Source organism: Paenibacillus sinopodophylli (genome assembly GCF_005930355.1).
Lineage (GTDB): Bacteria > Bacillota > Bacilli > Paenibacillales > Paenibacillaceae > Pristimantibacillus > Pristimantibacillus sinopodophylli.
In genome coordinates this window covers 104443-125212 of sequence record NZ_VDBO01000011.1, presented here as the reverse complement: position 1 = coordinate 125212, position 20770 = coordinate 104443, and the positions used below count along the sequence as shown (strand labels likewise).

The following is a 20770-nucleotide window of genomic DNA, read 5'->3' as shown; positions in this document are numbered from 1 at the left end:
ACCCTGAATAATCGGGTAAGGCCTGTTTTTCTTTTCGTACATGCTCCACTTATGTCGCACCATATAAAAGGGCCGTCCTGAAATCAAGCTTCAGAACGACCCCAATCTAATTCCTATTCTATTCATTCGTTTATTCTTAATATACTTCCCATCATGAGTTCTGTCCTACTTCGTTCAGGGCTCAATTCCCCACTGGAGAGCACCTGAGATATAGCCAGTCGTTTTACTCCAATCCGCATAAGCCGTATGAGTCGAATCGAAAGAGTAATCACCCGTCTGCGTGTAATTCGTCCAATCTGTCTTGGACACACGTATCTGAATCTCAATACTAGCTCCCGCAGCCAAATTTCCTGCTCCGCTCGTAAAGCCGACCTCTAGATAATGGTCAGCTCCAGTCACGGGAGTTGCCAGCTTGACAAAGGTGCCCGTTACATTGCTATTACCAATAGTAGACCAATCGCAGAAGAAACTTTGAGCTTTCTCCCCATCAATTGTGTAATAATAACGCAGCTTCACGTCGGACAAATTAATGGAGGAAGTACCCGTGTTGATCAGCTTGAGCTTCGGATTTAGCGTATTTGTCGAAGCTGCAACGGTGGAATTGTACTGCTGCACCTTGATTAACCCGCTTCCGCTAGCAGTGGTATCTACGACTGAAATTGCAAGAGCTTTACTTGCTCCTGCGCTGAAGCTGAATGTCAGCGTCGTTGTTCCCACCGATTGTGCAGCCAAATAGGCTTTCTGGATCGTCACCGTCGTGCCCGATACCGTGTAGTCCGTTCCGGCAACTAGAGTAGCTGTGCCATTCTTAATGTTGGTCAACGTATTTCCGTTCAGCGTCAAGGTCACCGGAATGTTCGCCTGAGCTGCCGTTTTCTTATCAAAGGAAGCAGTCGTCGGACTAATCGTCGAGTTGGCAATTGACGAATCATTCACTGCGATGGATAGCGCAGCAGAGGAACCCGCGCTAAACAGGAAAGTTAAATTCGTCGTTCCAATCGGCTGCTGAGCGAGATAGGTTTTTTGAAGTGTGACCGTGTTACCTGCAACTGTATAGTCCGTGCCCGCAATTAGCGACGCCGTGCCGTTCTTAATACCAGTAAGCGTGTTGCCGTTCAACGTCAGCGTCACCGGAATATTCGTCTGTGCTACGGTTTTCTTGTCGAAGGCACTGGTCGTTGGACTAATCGTCGAGTTATTTACGGATCCTGTTGCGTATGCGGCAACAAACACCAGTCCCGAATTCCAATAAACGGTATGCTCGTTTGTTGTCCATTCTTGGAAATTATCATGATAGTTTTTAGCCGCAAATCTTGATATCTGATTCCCTACTGCTGCATCGTTGGAGTATCTATTCGGACCTCCTACCAGGAAGCCCTTAGGTACCCCAGGTAAATTATCTGTTCTGTACAAAATACTAAACGGATACTGTACGGCGTTATCGCCATACCCTGATACAAAAGATACGCCTACTGGGTTCTGTCCAAGAATCCAGTCTAGCTGGCTATAGGTAACCTCATTGATAATCGCGCGTTTGCTCTCGAAGGTTCCGAGCAAATTGGTACCAATGATCATTTCCATTGGTGTATCCACATACTGCATAGTAATTCCCCAATAGTAGTTACCGTCTTTTACAATGCTATTCCAAGAGCTATCGTTGACTCTGGTTACTTTATCATTGAACCATTGCTGGAATTTGGTCGTATACCAACTTACGACTGCAGCATTCTTATTAGCCGCTTTCATATAACTGAAAAATCCTGTTTGCCAGGTGTTCGCCCAACCGCTGGCGAAATCAAGAGTATCCTCGAAATATACCGCCATATTCGTGTAGTTTGCAAGGAAATATGTGTTGTATTTGGCATCACCTGTGGATCGATACAGGGAGCCTGCAGCCCACAGACGGTTCGATGCATCATCCGTAACGTCGTATGGCCATCTGCCCGTATTAGGCGTGCGGATATTTTCCGGATGTGCCTCCAAATAACCCCATGCCGCAATTGCCGCATTCAGACATTGCTGCGCAAAAGTCGGGTCGATAGTTTGATAAATTACGTAAGCATGTGCGAGTACACCTGCTGCAGTAGCCGTGTCCGCAGTCGTTTTAATAGCTGTCCGTGAGCTTACCGTATCTTTATCAATAATTTGTCTGTCTACTAAGTTGTCATCGTCTTGGAAGGTCACGCGAGCATAGAAGCCGCCGCTTGCCGCATCCTGCATTTTCAGTATCCATTCCAGTTCCCAACGTGACTCGTCCAGAATATCAGGAATACCGTTTCCGCTCTCTGGAATATTAAATTGACCATCCGTAAATTTCTCTGGCATCACTTCATACGCCCAGAAGAGATCAGACAAGGCTTTGGCGCCAGCATTTACGTACTTGCCTTTATCGCCCGCATCATACCAGCCTTTGGAAACGTCCTTCTTAATAGAAGGGTTGGACATCAAAGGAACCGCTGTATCTGGCGTGAAATCCGTTCTTTGATAATCTTGCGTGTACGGACTAGTAATATTAATACCTGTCCTCTGGTGATAGAAGTATCTGGAGACATCAACTAGGAAGGGTTCGTATATCGCATTAGCATCGCCAATCGTGAATTTAGGAGAATTCTGAAGACCCTGCACCTTCACATAATAGTTGCCGGGTACGGTGAAATTCGTAAAGTCAGCCGTGAAAATTCGCTCTCCGCTATCTATGGCTTCATAATTATCGGTAAGCACAAGCGAACCCGTGTATGCTGTGGTATTAGTGGTTGCGTTAACAACGGTAAACGGTGTTCCCGCATCAACAGTGAGAACATCCTCAAACCCGGTCACGAGTGCCTGCTTATTGCCGTCTACAGGATACCCTACTTGATTGACCTTGATAGGCGCATATTCTTTCTCCTTATCAGGAGAGGTAACCTTAATATCATTGAGCCAGACCTTCAAAGGTTGGAAGCCATTGTTTTTAATCGATAATGAATCAATGGACGCTGGGTCAATGCCTTGCGTGACATTAATTACATCTTTTAAAGGTATTTTCACATGCGTCCAGCCTGTCGTAATGCTGGCATAGCTATTAATGTTTACTGTAGTCGTAATTTCATTGCCGGCAGCTCTCTCGAATACTCGGTCTTTAAAGCCAAGGAGGAAGGACTCTCCGCCTGCATTACCTTTAATATTAAACTCAAGAAAACCATTCGGATGATACGGCGTGAAGTTATATGCTTTCCAGCCGGCAACCGTGATCAATGCATTGAACCAGGACGGGCTAGTAGGCGTCTTCGTGTTTAACAACAAAGAAGGCAATCCGTTGTAAGTAACTGTCGAATCGATCGGCAGTTTGCTATTCTCCGTTTCCAATCCGAATCCGCTGTCTCCTGCCCAGCCATCCGTGACATTGCTGAATATCGTGTAATCTAATAAATTTCTCCACCCTGCTGGCGCTTCGGGGGTAGCGGCGTTCGTCGTGATTGGATTCGAAAATAAGATTGTAACAAACATGGTAATTGCAAGGACTAAACTTACTTTTTTCCTCATTAGCTCTCCTCCTTCAAATGTTTGACGATCTGCTTCCTATGAATCTTATTCGCACTCGACTTCTTAGCGGCTGCTGCGCGCCATCACCCCTTTCAATTGAAAACGCTTTCTTATATCATAATTTTAATTCGCTAAGTTGACTCTAGTATATAGAAGAAACAAACAATCATAGAAGAAAACAAGCAATTGCATTCATCTTCCTATTAAAAAAAGGAGCCGCATTCCATGAACCGAATGCGGCCTCCTCTCTGTCTGGTGAACGAAATGCCATTATGGCTTGTTCGCCTTATACCAATCGTTCACTTCCTTCGTAATCACGTCGCCGCCATTCTCGTAAAATTGGTCAACGAATTCATCAAAGTAGGAAAGCGGCTTTTCTCCATAAATAATGTTCAAGTAGCTCTCCGTTGCGAGCTTCTGCAGGAACACACCATGCTTCCCCATCCCATCTGTTAACGGCCCGTGGTATCGGTTTGGAATTTCGAGCTCCTGCTCAGAAATGGCGACTCCAGCTGCCATCAGTTGGGCCGAATTCAGCCCTTTGATTCCCTGTTCAATCGGTGTCATCACCTCGGCATTTGCATTCTGCAGCAACTTTTTTATCGCATCTTCATTCATATACGGCAGCGTCGGTGCGCCCCCGGTCAACGGATACAGCATCCAACGTATATCTATAGATGACCCGTCCGCAAGCGGCCATTCGTAGCTCGGTACGCCTTCAGCTTCGAAATTGACGGTAATGACCTTATCATCCTTCATTACATAATCGTAGCCCTCGTGAAATCCTTTCGCGAAGCGAGGATCGAAATAGGCATCTTCCGGGCCAAAGCTTTTGGCAAGAAGCTTGTTGTAATAGGCAAACCAAGCTTCAATGTGGCTAAAGTCTTTGCTGAATACCGTGTAGCCGCCATACAACGACTTCTGCGCCTTGCCCTTTCGTCCATCCGGTCCGGCGGGAATGGGATACGCCTGCCAGTTCGCTTCTGGCTCAACCTTCATCGTGTCCCCAAGCGGCCAGGCCCCCATCCAGAACGGGCCGAATATGACGCCCGCCATTCCTTTGACCGCAAACTCAGACGCTTTGCTCGAGTCCTTCATACCTGCATCCTTGTCTATGTAACCCTTCGCCATCCAGGATGCCATCGTCTCCAAATATTTCTTGGCATCCGGGTGAACAGCGCCATACACTAGGTTGCCATTTTCATCCTCATTCCAGAACAGTTTGATGTCCAATGTGCTAATCATCTGCCCAGAAAAAGCACCGACTATCACGTCGGTCTGCCCCATCCAGCTCCATGGACCATCCTTCAGCGTAACCGACAGGCCAACTTCATCGTCTTTGCCATTCCCGTTAGGGTCTTGTTCAGAGAAAGCCTTCAGTACGTTCTCCAACTGGGTAATTGTCGTCGGTGGTTTTAACGAAAGCTTCTCGAGCCAATCCTTGCGAATCCACATGACCGCTCCTTCATCGCCCACGTTGAAACGGGGAATACCGTAGATCATACCGTCTTTGGTTACCTCCGTCATGACATACGCGTACTTCTCAATCGCTTCCTTTAGCTTAGGATGTGCAAATATCTCAATGGCATCGTTGAGCGGAAGCAGTTTGTCGGCTTTGAGCAAATCCTTCAGAATGACCCCATCTGCACCGAAGGTGTCCGGCAGCTTGCCGTTCACAGCCAGCGCCAGCCGAACTTTTGTATCCGCGTCCTCAAACTTGCTGACGATCCAGTCAAACTTCGTAATGATTCCTAAGTTTTCATCCATCCAGCGGGAATGCACGTTGTCCGTGAGGCTCTCCCCCGGCTTGAACGCGTTAGGCCGATTCTCGTCCACAATAGCCGTTGTAATCGTAATCGGCGGATCATATCGAAAGTCCCATATCGGCTTCACTTCATCACCCTCTGAAGTGCGCTTGGTCGTCTTAGTACTGCTATTTACACAGCCAACAAGCAATAGATTCCCTATCAGCACTCCCAATAGAATGAATATTAATCTCCTTTTCTCCTTCACTAGCCTTACTCTCCCCCTTTAACGATTAATAGGTTATTAATCACTCCATTCCCGATCGGTATCTGTCTCTGTATTCCTGCGGTGTCACCTGATAATAGTCACGGAATTTGCGAATAAACCAGTTTGTATTCGGGTAACCAACGTTTTCACCGATATGGTAAATTTTATTATTGGTATGCTTGAGCAACTCGCAAGCCTTGAGCACGCGCTGTTCGTAAATATACTGGGAAACGGTAGTATCCGTACATTGCTTAAAAAGCTTTGACAAATGGTTCGGATGAATGTAGACGCGCCTAGCCAGCATCGTAAGCGATAAGTCCTTATCAAGCTCCTTTTGGATGTAAGACTGCGTCTTCCGGACAATCGACAAGCTGTGATCTTCGGATTCCTCGCCCAGCTTATCGCGAAGCGTGTGCAGCGCATCTAGTGCCCAGCTTTCTAATTGCGCCGCGTGCAGCATCGCTTTCCCCTTTACATAAGCGGACTGCCTAGGAGTGAGCACCTGAGTCAGCGTCCTACCGCTGCGATTCGCGATATACTGAAATGCATTCGACAGAAAGAAAAAAACGTCGCGCATGAGATCAGGAGAGCCTGTGTGGAGCAACGGCGACACGAATGAGCGGATTTTGGCCTCCGCCTCTTCCCATTTCTCCGTCTCTAAAAGATGCGTCAAAAGAGGCGCTTCGTAGAGTTTTCGCATAAGACGCGCTTCCCCCTCGTTCCGCTCAGGTACTTGTGCGGACGAACTGCTGTCCTTGTCCAAGCGTGTTACTGCCGCCATATAACTAGCTTGCAGCCCATCAGGGAAGTTACAGTCGGCTTCCCCAACACATATTTCTCCTTTCAGTAAGCGTTGCACTTCTCGCTTTAGCTGCTCTAGCCGCTCGTGCAACCACTCTTGATTCGGTGGTGCGTCCGAAAGGTCGTACACCACAACAAGCAGAGTTCCTTCTTCATCCACAGCCGACCAGCAATCATACCGCTCCATCAGCAGCTCTTCCAGCATGTTCGTTACCGCGAACCTTACCAAGGACTGTGAGTAAATATCTTGTTCATCAAAGGGAGAGCCCAGCCTAACGAGGCAAAGTAAGACATGACCTGGCATCAGCAGCGGAAGATCGAACAGCTTCAGCTTCTCCGCAAGCACCTCGCCATTCAGAGTGCCACTAAGCACCTTGAGCAGCAATCCTGCCTTCAGCTCTGCGCTGTTGTCTAAATAGATACGGAAGCCCTGTTCAATTGCTCGCTCCTGCTCAAGCTGCTTAACGATTCGCCCCATCGTCTCTAATAGCTGCTCGTCCTTAGCCGGTTTCAACAGGTAATCGAGCGCTTGAAGCTCAATCGCTTTGCGGGCATAATCAAAGTCCGCGTAGCCTGTGAGCAGCAAGCATTTCAATTGAGGAATGCGCCGCCTTGCCTGCTCGATTAGTTCTAGGCCGTTCATGCGCGGCATATGGATATCCGTCATGAGGATGTCGACAGGAAATGATTCCATCAGCGCAAGCGCTTCGCTTGCACTGTAAGCTTTCAAAACCTGGGAGATGCCTAGCTTCGCCCATGGAATTGTATCCGCCAAACTGTCTGCATAATGTCTCTCATCATCAACTACAAGCAGGCTATTCACGGCTTTCCTCCTTATCGTTTCGACTCCAGTATTCAGTAATCAGTATTCAATATCCAATCTCCAAACTAACCTCACGGTTAATCCGCCCAGCCCGGACGGATTCATCGTGATTCTAGCGTCTGAGCCGTAATTGCCTTGTAGTCGCTGATACACATTCCATAGGCCGCAGCCTGCATATTCGCCGGCTGGGATAAGAAGATCCCGTTGAAGACCATCAATCTGCTCCGAAGTCAGTCCTTTGCCGTTATCCTCTACTTCCAAGTGCACCAGGCTTTCCTGGACATAGACTCTAATTTCCACCTTGCCGGGGTAGTCGACGTTCTCCAGTCCATGCACTAGCGCGTTCTCTACAATCGGTTGAATAAGCAGCCGAGGAACGCGAATCTCCTCCAGCTCCTGCGGCAGCTCGATGCTGTAGGTCAGCGTCTCATTGCGCAGCCTAAGAATCTCCAAGTGAATGCGTACGAACGCAAGCTCTTCGGCCATGCTGACTCCCTTATTGTCCATCCGTGTTGTATAGCGATAATAGTCGGCTAGGTGATACGCCATATCCATGACTGCCCTGTCCTTTCCCATTTTGGTCATGTTAATGATAAAGCCCAGGCAGTTGTACAGAAAATGAGGATGTATCTGCGCCTGCAGCTGCTTCAGCGTTGCATCACGAGCAAGAATGCGAGATTGCAAGTCATTCTCGATGAGATTTTGAATTTGTGTCGCCATCTCGTTAAAGTTTTGCATCAGGAATGCAAATTCATTGTTCGATTTCTTAGGCAGACGGTACGCATAATCACCGCGCTTGATCTGCTGTACCGCGTGCACAAGACGAAAAATCGGTCTCTGTACGTTCCAGTACAAGGCAGACGCGGCGGCGATACCAGAAAGCAGCAGAATGATCGAAGACGCTCCGAATAATACTCGCTGCTGCTTGATCGGTCCGATGATCTGGTCGAGTGGAACGGAATCAATGAGCTGCCAATCCAGAAGGCTGGAATAATAATAGGTAATTAGATAAGGCCTGCCATCGAAGGAATGGATTAAAAAACCTGAAGTACGGCTATTGACTCTGTCACCCAGCTCTGCGACGATTCCGTCCATCCTCACCCCTTCTACGGATCGACTGGCGATAGGGGCATGTCCCTCTTTGTAAAAAAACGGATTGTTGGAGTGGCCCGACTTGTAGGTATCGAGCAAATTCTCGAAGCTCCACTTGTACAGGTTAATGCGAACGGCAACATCCAGCTCATTCGAACGGTCCGGCTTGTATCCCGTAGTGACATAGGTACGAGTAAAACCTGCCCCTATTCCCAAATCTTCACCGTAGCTCCACCCCAGTGAGAACCGTCTCTCAAACTCTGCCACATCATATTCATAGGAAGGAGAGGAGGATATACTATCGCCACGTTGTGGAAAATAGATGGTCATATCATTGCGCCAGTTGCCCGACGCGCTGGCCAGAGACAGCTTCTCCTGAATCAGCAGTCTTGTTTTCATGAGGGAAAAATCGCTCTTATTAAAGTGGTACAGGTACTCCAGCACATTCGTATCAACGAGCATGGGTGCGGAGACCAGATCGAACTTCTCTATGCTGGCATCCAATTGTGTCATGAAGAGCTCCATCTGATTCAAGCTTGCCTTGATGAGTTCCTCCTGTATAACATTGATGCTCTTATACGTTGAATAATAGTACAGCGCTACGACCGGGGTCAGCAGAATCAGCAGCAACACAAGCAATTTCTGAAAGATGTTGAACTTGATTCGCATAGTCATTCCATCCTTGTTCTGAAAGTACACTTCATTCGATATATTACAATAATTTGGAAGCGTTTACAATATTAATTGTTAGTTTTACATTAGAAGTGTAAGCGGGAATACCTAGTATTTCATACCTAATGAAAACATGGATAAATTTTTAGTAAATGCAGGATTTATCCTGTTTGCCAGCGAATTCAATCTTTATCTATTACATACTTGAAAGTAACATAGGTACAGGAGGTTCACTCGTGCAGGAAAGGATAGAAGCTAATAAATCAACAAGCACAACTACAGCCGCACCGGTAAGCGGAGGTCATACTGCACCGGCCGGCCCGATTATGAATCCTTCTTCTATGTCACAAGGCCAAATTCTGCAATTGCAAAGAACAGCAGGCAACCGCGCCCTGCAAGGTATGGTGATCCAGCGAGCAGGAGGAAGCTCTGGCAGTGGAACACCCACGCCGCCCGCACAGACACCTGAACAATTACGAAGAGCAGAGCTCGCAGCTTACCGGGATGCTCAGTCTCCCGGAATTGCCCAAGCTGCGCTTGATGATACAAGGCAGAAAGTCAAAGGTCAGCTAGGGCTATTTCTGAGTAAGGACAGTCAGGCGGCCAGTATTCGCACCAGTCTAGATGCCAAAGCAACAGAAGCCGTAAAAAGCAATATGGATGCCACTGCCAGTGTATCTGACCAAGCCAGAACCGATGCGAAAAAATACGCGAGTGAGTTTACCAAAGCCGGCGTTGATCAGTCGCTGCTTAAATATGCAGGTGAATTAACGGATACCGAACTTCCCGATTCCAAGAAAGCAGATTTTGAGAATGTTACCAAGCAAGGATTCGATACAGTAGCCCCAAAAACGAGTCAAGAGCTTGACCAGCAGAAGACGAATGCGCTAGCTGCCGCTAATAAGAAAGTAAAAGAGCTTACTTCCTCCCTTCTTTCAACCTCTGTTACGAAATCGAAGCGAACGGTTAGTAATAAGGTTAAGAGCGCGGGCTCCAATTTTCTTGATGCTACTGTTGACGTCGGGGATGCTGGTAAAAGTGCAGTCACAGATCGAAGTACTATGGATACGAACGGGACTCTGTCTGCTGGACTGAATACGGACGAAATTTATGAGAACGCGCTAGCCAATCCGCTTAAAACGGCTGTTCTCTCTAAGCTTGGCGTTGGTCGAGGCGAATTCCGTAGATCGAAAGAACTGAATGCATTCCGCCAAGAGCTCAAGGATGCTGCCCGTGAGAAGGCCAATACGGATATTGACGCCGCAGTTGCCAGTTCAACCCCAATGGCCAAAGAGTATAAGTCCATGATGGCCAAAACCAAAGCCTTCAAGCTTGCCAAAGGCTCGGTGGATAAAGTTATGGAAGATAAGGCCAAGCTCATTATTGAAGCGACTGTGCCTAAGGACACGACAAAAATTAAGCTTAACGAAGCAGGGAAATCTGCTGCATACGACATCGTTAAGGGGAACTCATCCACTACAGAGAAGATAAAAAAAGCCGCCATTGCTGGCGCTATGCAAGAGGCTAACAAGCTGCTAGTCGTCAATCAACCTAAAGCCGTCTTAAAAGCACGTGATTTAGTCAAAAAGACACCGCCTGCTCAGAATCCGGAAATGAGCGGACTTAAAGATAATGTTAAAACAAAAGTAACCAGCGATGACATTGCTACACAAGCCATTGAATCTGTAACCGCGGACAACTTGAACAGCGGTTTCGCCAAGCTGGGGAGAATTGTAGATCTTGCCGTGCCATCTGCAGGCGATTCCGCTTCTCTTTCCGTTGAATTGAAAATACCCGTTCCTAGCGCGCCTGGTCTCTACTTTCTGTTTGCATTCGGCGGAGAAGCCGAACGGGAGGAAGATGAGGTTTCGTGTAATACACAGCTTACTTTCGGGGCAGGCTTCCAAACGTTCGGTCTAGATGCGAACTTTAGACTAGGCGTATATCTCGACGCGTCAGGCAAAACGACAACAAACGTGATGAATTTGATGTCCTATGGCTTGTACCGACAAATGCGCTCCTCACCTATCGTTCCTAAATCGGCGCCAGATTTCTTCTATGGACAAGGCGGCAGGTCGGGCAGCTCTAAGCTTGAAGAAGCCGAGAAATGGGCAATGATGATCGAAGAGCAGGATATGACTGGCGACAACGCTGTTGATATTGGCGTGCTTGTACAATTAGGTATGGAAGCGAACGCTGGTGTAGCTGAGTTTTCTGCTGAATTAGCCTACAAATATTTAAGCCGCTATAACAAGAAACTGGTTGATGACAAAAGTCTGGGCCATACCTCGCTTGAGGATCGTACCAAACGGATCGGCAAGGGCGAGGTCCGTCATGTCGTAGAAGGAGCAACCGAGGTTACCGTTACGCTTGGCAGTACAAAGGTCGCCTTTGGACTTGAAGGGGCTATGACCTTCTCCTCGGGCAGGTTAAGAGAGCTCAACCTCGGCCTATCGGCCAACGTCCCTGCACAATTCGGTGAAGAGACGAGTAAGTTTGCCGAAATAGCTGGCAAAATCGTCACAGCATCTGTCGGCAGCTTGAAAAACCTGGTTGCGCTTATTCAAGCCAAATATAAGAGCACTCACGGAGGGCCCGCGATGGACGGTACCCGTGCTGCTGGCTCTGTCCTAGATTCGGGCAGCGACGCCTTGTTTATGGGCAGCCATTTCGACAGCATCGGGGCAAGTCTATCCGAGAAAATTACCGGCGACGAAACCGTTAATGATACCATTCGCAGCTGGCTGCCTGGACAAGACAGCTCTGCCAGCGATATCGAGCAAGTCGGCAAGATTGGTTTGTCCAACTCGCTGCAGCTAGCTATTGCATTCGAGAAAGAATGGGACGCGGCTGGAACTGCCGGTGATTGGGAAATTGCATTAAGCGCAAGCCAAGTGAAGTCACTTTCGATTGACGCAGGTATCGTCGCCGTTGAAGTGGAGAAATCCAAACGAATCGGTAAAATTGGCTTTAACCAAGATGGCCTGACTGGCGGCTTAGCCGGTCTTGAAAAGTAACTCCTCTCTGACGCAGAACGACTGCTAGTGCAGAGAAGAAGGGATGGTAATCACAATGAGCAAACCAAGTAATGAAAAGCTGATCCTTGACCATCCTATTGTCTTTACCACATTGGCTGGCCAATCGATTCCAGCACAGCTGCAAGAAATTAGGCTGTTTGCAGACGGGGATTCAAGGCGCTGTACCCTACGCCTTGAGCTGGGCTCAGCTGCCTTTCTGGATATTGTCGAGGGTGAATGGTTCGCGCTGCATCCTGCTGCTATCGGGGGATTAACCGTCAGCAGCTTCGACTTGGAGCTGCCTGTGGAGCTGCAACTCTTGCTCCGCAAAGGAATCGCAGAACAGTTTTTACAGGAAACGACGAGCGGCGAGGACATCATTAAAGCTTTACTTAATCCCTCAACTGATGATATGAACGTTAAACTATATACAAGTGAAAATTGGCTGGCTACTGAAATTAAGCAGGAGATGAGTCTACCTGAGGAATTAGCTGATGAAGGTAAGCTCAAACACGGCTTCCGAACGCAGTGGGCCGAAGCTTCAAGATCAAGCTCAAGTGCTGCCACAGCAGCTATCGTTCAAGGAGATATGCATGAAACCGTCGATCAACTGCTTAGCGGCTGGAATTGGAGCTTTCTTCGCGAGGATCCCGAATTGCTTTCCGTGAAGTTTAGCGGAGAAACAGGACAATGGACGGTCCTCATCGCAACGGATGAGGAAAAAAGTCTATGTCTCATCTATTCGATTTACCCGGTTAAGGTACCTGAAGCTCGAAGGTCGCAAGCTATGGACTGGATGACCGAGACAAACTACAATTTACCGATTGGCTGCTTTGAGATGGATCTCACAGACGGCGAGCTGCGCTTTCGCAGCGGAATTGACGTTGAGCAGGACCGTCTGAGCAGGGAGCTGCTGAGTAACCTGCTAACGACGAACATGGCGGTTATGGATATGTATTTTGCCGAACTGGCACAGTTAATAGAATGAGCCTAATAGAAAGAGGCATGAGCTAAGCTCACGCCTCTTTTCTGTTCAGATACGGCATCATCGGGATGGAGTAACCAACCTCATGTGCAACTTCACTAATCTTCAAATCCTTATGCTTCAACATTTGAACCGCTCTCTCCATTTAACCATCGTTAAGGTGAACACGGATTATAATATCCTGATCGTGGTTGCCGAAGCCCGCACCATAGAGCGTCAACCCTCCTACATGAACAGCATGCTCATCAACCGCGAAACGAAGCGTCCAGAACGGTTCGTCCAGCTTCAAATCCGCGAGAATCACGTCCGACATTCGTTCTTCATCGATAAATGTCCCCGCTGTGTCAATTCGAATAGTCTTCAATAGCCCGTATTGATTCACATTGCGATGCCACCATGCAGGTGTGAGCCTCCCCCTCGCAGCTCTTCCGAAATCAGCCGGACTTGTCCATGTACCTAGAGAGATGCCATTAAACGTGAATGCAATATCCGAAGGCCAATAGTCTCTTAAGCCGGGCGCTTCCGAAGCAAGCTCCATCGAAATTTCGATGGCGGCTGAAGGCGGTACGGAGATTCGCTATACCTTCATTGAACGTCTGAACACCGGAGATATTAAATCTATCGAGCATGAAATCAAATCCGGCCGCGATAATTACACCAATATTTTCTTTATATCCATAAAATTAAAACATTTTACAACATTTAATCGTCTATCGTAATAAGAAAAATAAGGGGAGGTTCCTATTCTGAAAAAATTACTAGCTTTTGCAATAAGCCTTATGTTGTTTAGTTCACTTGCTGCTACTGCTTACGCCGCTAGTCCCGCTTCAAATGAAGGCCGTACACTGCGCGGTATTGTGGACATTGCTTTTACGGCCGACGGGGATGGAGTTGGGATTGCGCTGGACGAGAACGGTACGGTGTGGTATTGGCAAGGCAACAGCTTCGCCAAACGTGGACCAAGTGTTCCCGGTGCTGTCAAAGTAACCTCCAAGCTGCTGCTTAAGAAAGATGGGACGGTCTGGGAGTGGAGCGAAGATTCCTCTGACTCTTCACAGGTTCAGGGTTTGCCTAGCATTCGCAAGATTGCAAGCAGCAACGCTGGAAGCATTGCCTTGGATGAGAGCGGCAAGCTTTGGGCATGGGGGCAAAGCTGCCAGGTCGCGCTTGCGGCGGATTCCAAATTGGCATCAACTATTTGCACTGATAACGAGGCCCGCGATCCGCTGTTGGATAAGCCTGTCCTTATTGCCCAGGATATCGTTGACGCGGATATCAATACGAATCTCGCCTTCGCCCGCAAGAACGGTCTCATTGAGCAGTTTTATTATGGGGATAATATTCATTCCGGCACATACAGCTACCGACTTCCAGGAAATCGCAAAGCGGCATCTATATCGGAGAATGCGATGTTTGTAAATCGCGGCGCTCTATTCGTTCTCGGAGAGGACGGCAGCCTTTGGTATAGTTATTATGGCGCTGAACTGCAGCAGGTCGCAAGCAACCGAGCATTCCGTTCCATTGATGCCGGGTATGGGTTACAGCTTCACAGCCTCGTGGTCGACTCGAATGGACAGGTCTGGAACGCCTCATGGAATGCAGCCAATACGAGCTCTTCCATTAAGCTGAAGGGACTGAGCAATATCGCGAAAGCTGCGGCGCGGTCAATCAACAGCGGTCTGGCACTGGACACAAGCGGTAAGGTTTGGTATTGGGGCGGAACTAATATTAATTACGATAAAGACAGCCCGGTGAATGCATCTCCTAAAATATTACCTGTGCAGCATGAGCTTACCGTCACCTGGAACGGCATTAACCTACCGCTGGCATCCGCACCGATCATGCGTGACGGATCGTTGCTTGTCCCCATGAGGGAACTATTCGAGATTTTCGGTACCAAGGTAGCATACAACAACGGCAGCATAACGGCAACACGAGGCAAGCAGGTCATTCAACTGACCGTATACAGCAAGACTGCCATCCTTGATGGAAAGAAAGTACAGATGAGCACGGCACCAACCTATGTGAACGGCAAGACATACGTACCACTGCGGTTTCTGTCACAATCTCTCGGAGCTACAGTGGAGTGGAATGCGGCGAAGGGTGATGTAGCGATCATTACTTCCAAATGACCACTCCTTAATGATTACATTCTCTAGAATTAAATAAAGTCCCGATGACATGATGCTCATCGGGACTGAACGCTAATCTGCCCATTATTTAAAACCAGCATTAGACCCATATACCGGATGAGCCACATACGAATCCTCCAGTAAAGAAATTTCTTCAGGGGTCAAACGAATCGAAAGGGCTGCAGCCGCATCTTCTAGGTGAGTCATTTTCGTCGCACCAATAATAGGAGCTGTAACCGGTTCCTTCTGCAGCAGCCATGCAAGTGCAATTTGAGCGCGAGTGACGTTACGCCTTGCCGCAATTGCTGCAACCTGATCGATAATGATTCGGTCGGCCTCCACGGTCGCATCATACTTAGCTTTTTGTATCTGATCGTTTTCAGAGCGTTGTGTGGTTTCCTGCAAATCCCGAGTCAATCTGCCTGATGCAAGAGGACTAAATGGAATAACACCGATTTTTTCTGCCTTGCATAACGGCATCATTTCCCTTTCCTCTTCACGGTAGATCAGATTGTAGTGATTTTGCATCGTCACAAATCGGGTCCACCCGTGTTTTTCGGCGACATATAGAGCCTTTTGAAACTGCCAAGCATGCATGACAGAAGCCCCAATGTATCTTGCCTTACCAGCCTTTACTACATTGTGTAAGGCTTCCATCGTCTCTTCAATTGGCGTATGGTCATCCCAGCGATGAATTTGGTACAGATCGACATAGTCGGTCCCAAGACGTTTGAGACTTTTATCTATTTCACTCATAATAGCCTTTCGGGATAGACCGGAGCCGTTTGGACCTTCGTGCATGCGGGAGAACACTTTTGTCGCTAGGACAATCTCATCCCGGTTAGCATAATCCTTAATTGCACGACCAACAATTTCCTCGCTTGTTCCCTCTGCGTAGACATTTGCCGTATCAAAAAAGTTGATACCAAGCTCCAAAGCTTTTTTGATAATAGGACGGCTGTTCTCTTCATCAAGCACCCATTTATGAAATCCTCGTCCAGGTTCACCAAAGCCCATACATCCAAGGCAAAGCCTTGAAACATCCAAACCGGTATTTCCAAGTTTCACGTATTCGATTGGAATCCCTCCTTAACGATAAATTAATAGCTTTCCTCAAAATCCAATAATCAGTTCTGCGGACATGATCGCTTCCGCCTTTTTCAGCTTTCACTTGTAGAATACCAGAAAATAAGATAGAAAGCTTTGCTGTCAGGATTCCCAAATCAACCAACAGGAGTTCCATTCGGCAGCGTACTGTCTGGTTTCAAGAGAACTACATCCCCTTTTCCCAACACTCCTCCTAGTACTAATACTTCTGATTTGAAACCAGCTATACGCCTGGGAGGAAAGTTAATGACAGCTACTATTTGTTTCCCGATCATTTCCTCAGCCTTGTATCGTTTCGTAATTTGTGCACTAGATGTTCTAATACCGATCTCTGTTCCAAAATCAATCTCAAGTTTAATAGCGGGTGTTTTTGCTTCTGCAAAAAACTCCGCTTTTGTAATTGTTCCAACACGAATATCGAGTTCTAAGAAATCTTCGATTGTTGCCATTGTGCAATCTCCAATCCAGATTGTAGTTTAATAATTTTGACCCAAATATTTCTCCATACCTAATAAAATCAGCATACCACAGATTTGTATCCATTTTCGGGCATACGATCTGCAACTTACAATGATTCGACTGGCTCCATTTATAAGATTCGCTTCTGCTGCTTGGAGTAGCGTATAGTAGGAGGGATTGAAAATATTTTACAGGAGGCTACTGCCATGTCAAAGGAGATTTGGATTAATCTCCCGGTCAAAGATGTTGAGAGTTCAACTGCCTTTTTCAATGAGATTGGATTTCATGCAGAGAACGTTGGTAACGTGAGAGCCCAGCTCATCATAGGCCAAACAACGATTTTGCTGTTCCCGAATGCAACGCTTGAGAAATTTACAGGTTCAAAAATTGCAGATACTTCCCAATGCGCAGAAGTCATATTCTCCATTGGCGCTGAAAGCAGAGAAGAAGTAGATGCCTTTATCCAAAAAGTAGAGATTGCTGGAGGAAGCATCTTTGGCAAGCCGAGCGAAATTGACGGCTGGATGTACGGTGCAGGATTTGCCGATCTGGACGGTCACCGCTGGAATCTGCTGTACATGGATGAGAGCAAAATGCCAAAACGCTAATACGGAAACGCCGGTCACCTGCTCAGGGTCACCGGCGTTTTTCACTCCCTATCTTTCAATAGATAACTATATTTTCTCAGTCCACTGTATGGGCTGTGAGTATTAAGAGAATTAGACAAATTGAGGGTATTAATCTACATTATTCGACAAATTATTATACCATTCGATAAATTACTCCAATTACTTAGTACATAAGGATGAGTATTATGCTATTATAAACAAGGAATATATTGTGAAATGAGCTTTCTCTATTAGGAGATAGCTCTTTTTCTATACGACAGTTTGAAGCTTCTTGTTAATTATCAAGACCATAGTCCTACTACATATTCGAAGATGCTTCGTCGGAATTGAGGGTGAAGATTTGAATAGTCAATTATCCGTTATTATAGCTGAAGATCAGGAGGCAATTAGAAAGCTGCTGGAAATTTATGCGAAGCAGCTTGATTTGAAGATTATAAGTTCTACCAGCTCAGGTGATCAGTTTGTTCGAGATTGCATACAAAACGAACCTGATTTATTGTTTCTAGATATTGGGTTGCAGGGTATAGATGGTATTGCTGCTTACAAGAAAGTTTTGGAGAGTGGTTTATCTCCCTATTTGATTATGATCTCGGGTACACAAGATTCGAAACTAGTGCTGGAAGGAATCACAATGAATAGCATTGAGTTTATCTCCAAACCCGTTTCGTTTGAAAGAATCACATCTGCAGTTGAAAAGGCGCGAATAATAATAGGAAAAGATTTGGTCTATACGAAGTCAACTCCTTGCAAAATCATTCAATTGAAAAGTAATCATCGTACGATATTTATTAATGAGAATAATTTCTTATACGCCACGAAAATGAAAGGTGAACATAAGACCATCGTAACTTTTGACGGTGGTAAGGAAACGGGCATTGAAGTCAGTAATTCTCTTTCGAACATTCAGAGTCAATGCTCCGAGCACATTTTCTCACCAAACCCGTCTAGCTTAGTTAACTTGAAGTTCATTAGACATGCATATGCAAGTAAGAATCTTTTTGGGACGTATGTTATTCAAATGAAAGCAAATAATGTTAAGTTCGACTTAACTCGTACAAAAAGAAAAGAATTTGAAACACGCTATGCAAAATATCAATTTGAAGTAAGGTAATTTATGAAATGATGATTTCATAGAGTAGACCAGCACATTTGAAGACTAGGAGAATAGCAATGGATCTGACGATACGATTAGAAAAAATTAAAAGTGAAATACGTATTTCATTTCTAGGTACATTATTTCGATTCGACTATTATGATGATAACTTACATTGTTATTGGTACGATGGGCCAACCATTCAACAAGTAGAATATTACTTAAATCAGATATTCCCTAAAAATAATGTACTTAGTCCCTATTTTGATTCCCTCCAAATAAATAAAGGTTTAGATATGTTGATCACCAGAGGCACGTTGTCTTTTAGATTATTCAGGAGTATTTCATTAGAAAGAAAAAAAACGATTGAAAACGAATTAAAGAAACAGGGTTTAGTTACTTTCTTGGATTATGAGATGAATGCGATGGAGCAGCTATTAATGGATCAAGATCAGTTAGGCGGGTACATTCTGCATCCAGATGGGACGCACTTCAGTCTTAAAGAAAATGGGGATAATGTTTTCTCATTCTGGAGCAATTCTAATGTAGTCAAATTCGGAAAATTATATAAATCAATGCGTTCAGATCATAAGCTAATCGTTACTGTTCTCATTCAAATTTATGGTCAAACACGTGTGATGGAATTATTAGATAATAATGAGTTCACGCTAGAAGAGATATTCGAATCGGCTGCATATGTGATGTTCGGGGATGGATCATAGACGAATCAGCATAAATGCAAACGTGATGGATGATATATTGGGGGATCATTTCGGTGGGTATTCTACGTAAAGTACAAAAATTCAAGGTGTCTCTTTCTGCATTATTGATCTTTATGTTTCTATTTCTGATTACGAATATAGCTTATTTGCTCTTAACAAAAGACGCGTTAATCTCAGAAGCCAATAAGAGGTTAGACGTACAGGCCGAATACGTAAGGCAGCATATCGGACAAATCAAAGAAAGCGATTCGATCATTCAACGTGTAGAGAATTCGTATATGACAGGTGTAATGCGAATGATCGAGACGAAGTTGGGCGCACGTTTTTTGAGAATAAATGAAGAAATCCTTGTGGAAATCGTAAATGAATTTAAACTTGATTCTATAGCTGTAAATACCCGTAATTTCGGTGAAAGAAAGCTTGTGAACATCGCATCTGAAAGCCCTAAAGATCTCCGACTAGATGAGGGTCTAACAGTAATACACGATATAAATGGCCTTACACATTTTTACTATCAATCGAATGCCAATGATTACGTCATACAAATTGATTCTAAATCAAATATCCCTGCAGATATATCGAAAAGGGTAAGCGAGCATATTGCTCAGCTTCATAATAACCCTGTAAATCTGTATCATGATAAACCCCTTACATTAGAATTTATATTAACTGAAACGACAAATAATCATTTTAATGGAATCCAAAACATGGTTACTGATGGATCTTATAAACTTGCGAATAAAAATGATATTGATTATGTAAAGAAAGTAACCCATTCTGGAGAGAAAAACTTCTACATTGAAGAAATAAATGGCAAGAAGTATGAGAAATATTTTATGCCTCTTGCATTCGAAAACGAGAGCTACGTTCTTTTTTTAATATCGGATTACTCCCTCTTGGAGCGAGTACTTTATGACCAGGTAATTAAATACGTTTATGCGATCATACTGAGTTCTGCTCTGTTTTTAATTTTATGCTTTATCGTTTATCGGGTTTTTCTGTACAGAAGAGAACAAGTATTACATACCATTGAATCTTCCTATAGAGGGAGCTTGGATAGCTTATTCCAATCATTAAGATGGCAAAGACATGACTTTAATAACCATATGACCACGGTTCATGCACTTGTCAGTATGAAGGAGTATGATGATCTCATAACGTACACTTCAACTTTAGTTGAAGAGGCTACCTCGATTAATGAGATCTTGAACATTAATTGTCCGCCGATAATGGGACTGATACAAGCAAAAGTTGCCTATGCTGCAACGAAAAAAATCGATTTCACCTTTGATATACTCGATTTTCGGGACATCAATATAAAGCACATTAAAGAGAATGAAATTGTTTCTGTATTAGGCAATTTGATTGATAATGCTTTTGAAGCCGTACTCGAAAATATGAATGCTGAACCGTCCAAAGTAAAAGTTAGTGGCATTGCAGAAGGGCAAACCCTCAAATTCAAAGTATTTAATAATGGTCCAGAAATATCAGCAGCATTAAAGCAAAAAATATTTGAACCAGGATTTACTACGAAGAAAACCGGCACTGGGCTTGGGTTACAAATCATCGGCCAATTAACGAAGAAGTACGACGGTAAATTAACCTTGGATTATTCCAATGACGATGGCACACAATTTACTGCTGAGTTTTCGCTGTAAGGAAAAGTTGGAAGGAAATGTTCTCGTTTCCGTTCCAACTTTTTT

Annotated in this window: 14 protein-coding genes; 7 read left to right on the top strand and 7 right to left on the bottom strand. The window is 45.4% G+C overall.

The window, feature by feature from the left end; genetic code table 11:
* Positions 1–174 precede the first annotated feature (174 nt).
* From FGT79_RS24935 to FGT79_RS24920, 4 genes are all read right to left on the bottom strand, one after another.
* Positions 175–3522, bottom strand: a complete 3348-nt coding sequence (locus tag FGT79_RS24935; protein WP_138755552.1) for a glycoside hydrolase family 9 protein — start codon at positions 3520–3522, stop codon at positions 175–177.
* 270 nt (positions 3523–3792) lie between these two features.
* Entirely contained in the window at positions 3793–5535 is a 1743-nt protein-coding gene (locus FGT79_RS24930; protein WP_138755551.1) for a type 2 periplasmic-binding domain-containing protein, read from the bottom strand.
* Positions 5536–5575: 40 nt separating this feature from the next.
* A complete protein-coding gene (locus FGT79_RS24925; protein ID WP_138755550.1) occupies positions 5576–7159 on the bottom strand; it encodes a response regulator in 1584 nt (527 codons plus the stop codon).
* 39 nt (positions 7160–7198) lie between these two features.
* The gene (locus tag FGT79_RS24920) at positions 7199–8920 is read right to left on the bottom strand and encodes a cache domain-containing sensor histidine kinase (protein WP_171056431.1); all 1722 of its coding nucleotides are present in this window, start codon (positions 8918–8920) and stop codon (positions 7199–7201) included.
* Positions 8921–9159: 239 nt separating this feature from the next.
* Here FGT79_RS24920 and FGT79_RS24915 point away from each other — a divergent pair, with 239 nt between their 5' ends.
* Both FGT79_RS24915 and FGT79_RS24910 read left to right on the top strand, forming a co-directional pair.
* Positions 9160–11940: a hypothetical protein gene (locus FGT79_RS24915; protein WP_138755548.1), complete on the top strand. Its 2781-nt coding sequence runs from the start codon at positions 9160–9162 to the stop codon at positions 11938–11940.
* Between the two features lie 55 nt (positions 11941–11995).
* On the top strand, positions 11996–12928 hold the full coding sequence (locus tag FGT79_RS24910; protein WP_171056430.1) for a YbjN domain-containing protein: 933 nt from the start codon (positions 11996–11998) through the stop codon (positions 12926–12928).
* A 142-nt stretch (positions 12929–13070) separates the two neighbouring features.
* Here the strand turns inward: FGT79_RS24910 and FGT79_RS24905 are convergent, their stop codons facing one another.
* On the bottom strand, positions 13071–13463 hold the full coding sequence (locus FGT79_RS24905) for a hypothetical protein (protein WP_246096611.1): 393 nt from the start codon (positions 13461–13463) through the stop codon (positions 13071–13073).
* Positions 13464–13704: 241 nt separating this feature from the next.
* On the opposite strand from FGT79_RS24905, the gene FGT79_RS24900 reads away from it, so the two are divergent.
* Positions 13705–15057 (top strand): stalk domain-containing protein, encoded by a 1353-nt coding sequence (locus FGT79_RS24900; protein WP_138755546.1) that lies wholly within the window; start codon positions 13705–13707, stop codon positions 15055–15057.
* A gap of 84 nt (positions 15058–15141) precedes the next feature.
* Here FGT79_RS24900 and FGT79_RS24895 read toward each other — a convergent pair whose 3' ends face one another.
* Both FGT79_RS24895 and csaA read right to left on the bottom strand, forming a co-directional pair.
* A complete protein-coding gene (locus tag FGT79_RS24895) occupies positions 15142–16134 on the bottom strand; it encodes an aldo/keto reductase (RefSeq protein ID WP_138755545.1) in 993 nt (330 codons plus the stop codon).
* Between the two features lie 146 nt (positions 16135–16280).
* Positions 16281–16613: a chaperone CsaA gene (gene csaA, locus FGT79_RS24890; protein ID WP_138755544.1), complete on the bottom strand. Its 333-nt coding sequence runs from the start codon at positions 16611–16613 to the stop codon at positions 16281–16283.
* Positions 16614–16829: 216 nt separating this feature from the next.
* On the opposite strand from csaA, the gene FGT79_RS24885 reads away from it, so the two are divergent.
* The 4 genes from FGT79_RS24885 to FGT79_RS24870 all read left to right on the top strand — a co-directional run bounded on the left by FGT79_RS24885 (position 16830) and on the right by FGT79_RS24870 (position 20725).
* Positions 16830–17231: a VOC family protein gene (locus FGT79_RS24885; RefSeq protein ID WP_138755543.1), complete on the top strand. Its 402-nt coding sequence runs from the start codon at positions 16830–16832 to the stop codon at positions 17229–17231.
* A 361-nt stretch (positions 17232–17592) separates the two neighbouring features.
* Positions 17593–18363, top strand: a complete 771-nt coding sequence (locus tag FGT79_RS24880) for a LytR/AlgR family response regulator transcription factor (RefSeq protein WP_171056429.1) — start codon at positions 17593–17595, stop codon at positions 18361–18363.
* Positions 18364–18422: 59 nt separating this feature from the next.
* The gene (locus tag FGT79_RS24875) at positions 18423–19067 is read left to right on the top strand and encodes a hypothetical protein (RefSeq protein WP_138755541.1); all 645 of its coding nucleotides are present in this window, start codon (positions 18423–18425) and stop codon (positions 19065–19067) included.
* Positions 19068–19120: 53 nt separating this feature from the next.
* Complete coding sequence (locus FGT79_RS24870) at positions 19121–20725, top strand: sensor histidine kinase (RefSeq protein ID WP_171056428.1); 1605 nt, start codon at positions 19121–19123, stop codon at positions 20723–20725.
* Positions 20726–20770 lie beyond the last annotated feature (45 nt).

What these genes read in the sequence shown, in the direction of transcription:
- FGT79_RS24885 (WP_138755543.1), top strand. Translation starts at nt 16,830, where the DNA reads ATGTCAAAGGAGATTTGGATTAATCTCCCGGTCAAAGATGTTGAGAGT.
- FGT79_RS24900 (WP_138755546.1), top strand. Translation starts at nt 13,705, where the DNA reads ATGTTGTTTAGTTCACTTGCTGCTACTGCTTACGCCGCTAGTCCCGCT.
- FGT79_RS24875 (WP_138755541.1), top strand. Translation starts at nt 18,423, where the DNA reads ATGGATCTGACGATACGATTAGAAAAAATTAAAAGTGAAATACGTATT.
- FGT79_RS24910 (WP_171056430.1), top strand. Translation starts at nt 11,996, where the DNA reads ATGAGCAAACCAAGTAATGAAAAGCTGATCCTTGACCATCCTATTGTC.
- FGT79_RS24935 (WP_138755552.1), bottom strand. Translation starts at nt 3,522, where the DNA reads ATGAGGAAAAAAGTAAGTTTAGTCCTTGCAATTACCATGTTTGTTACA.
- FGT79_RS24920 (WP_171056431.1), bottom strand. Translation starts at nt 8,920, where the DNA reads ATGCGAATCAAGTTCAACATCTTTCAGAAATTGCTTGTGTTGCTGCTG.
- FGT79_RS24905 (WP_246096611.1), bottom strand. Translation starts at nt 13,463, where the DNA reads ATGGAGCTTGCTTCGGAAGCGCCCGGCTTAAGAGACTATTGGCCTTCG.
- csaA (WP_138755544.1), bottom strand. Translation starts at nt 16,613, where the DNA reads ATGGCAACAATCGAAGATTTCTTAGAACTCGATATTCGTGTTGGAACA.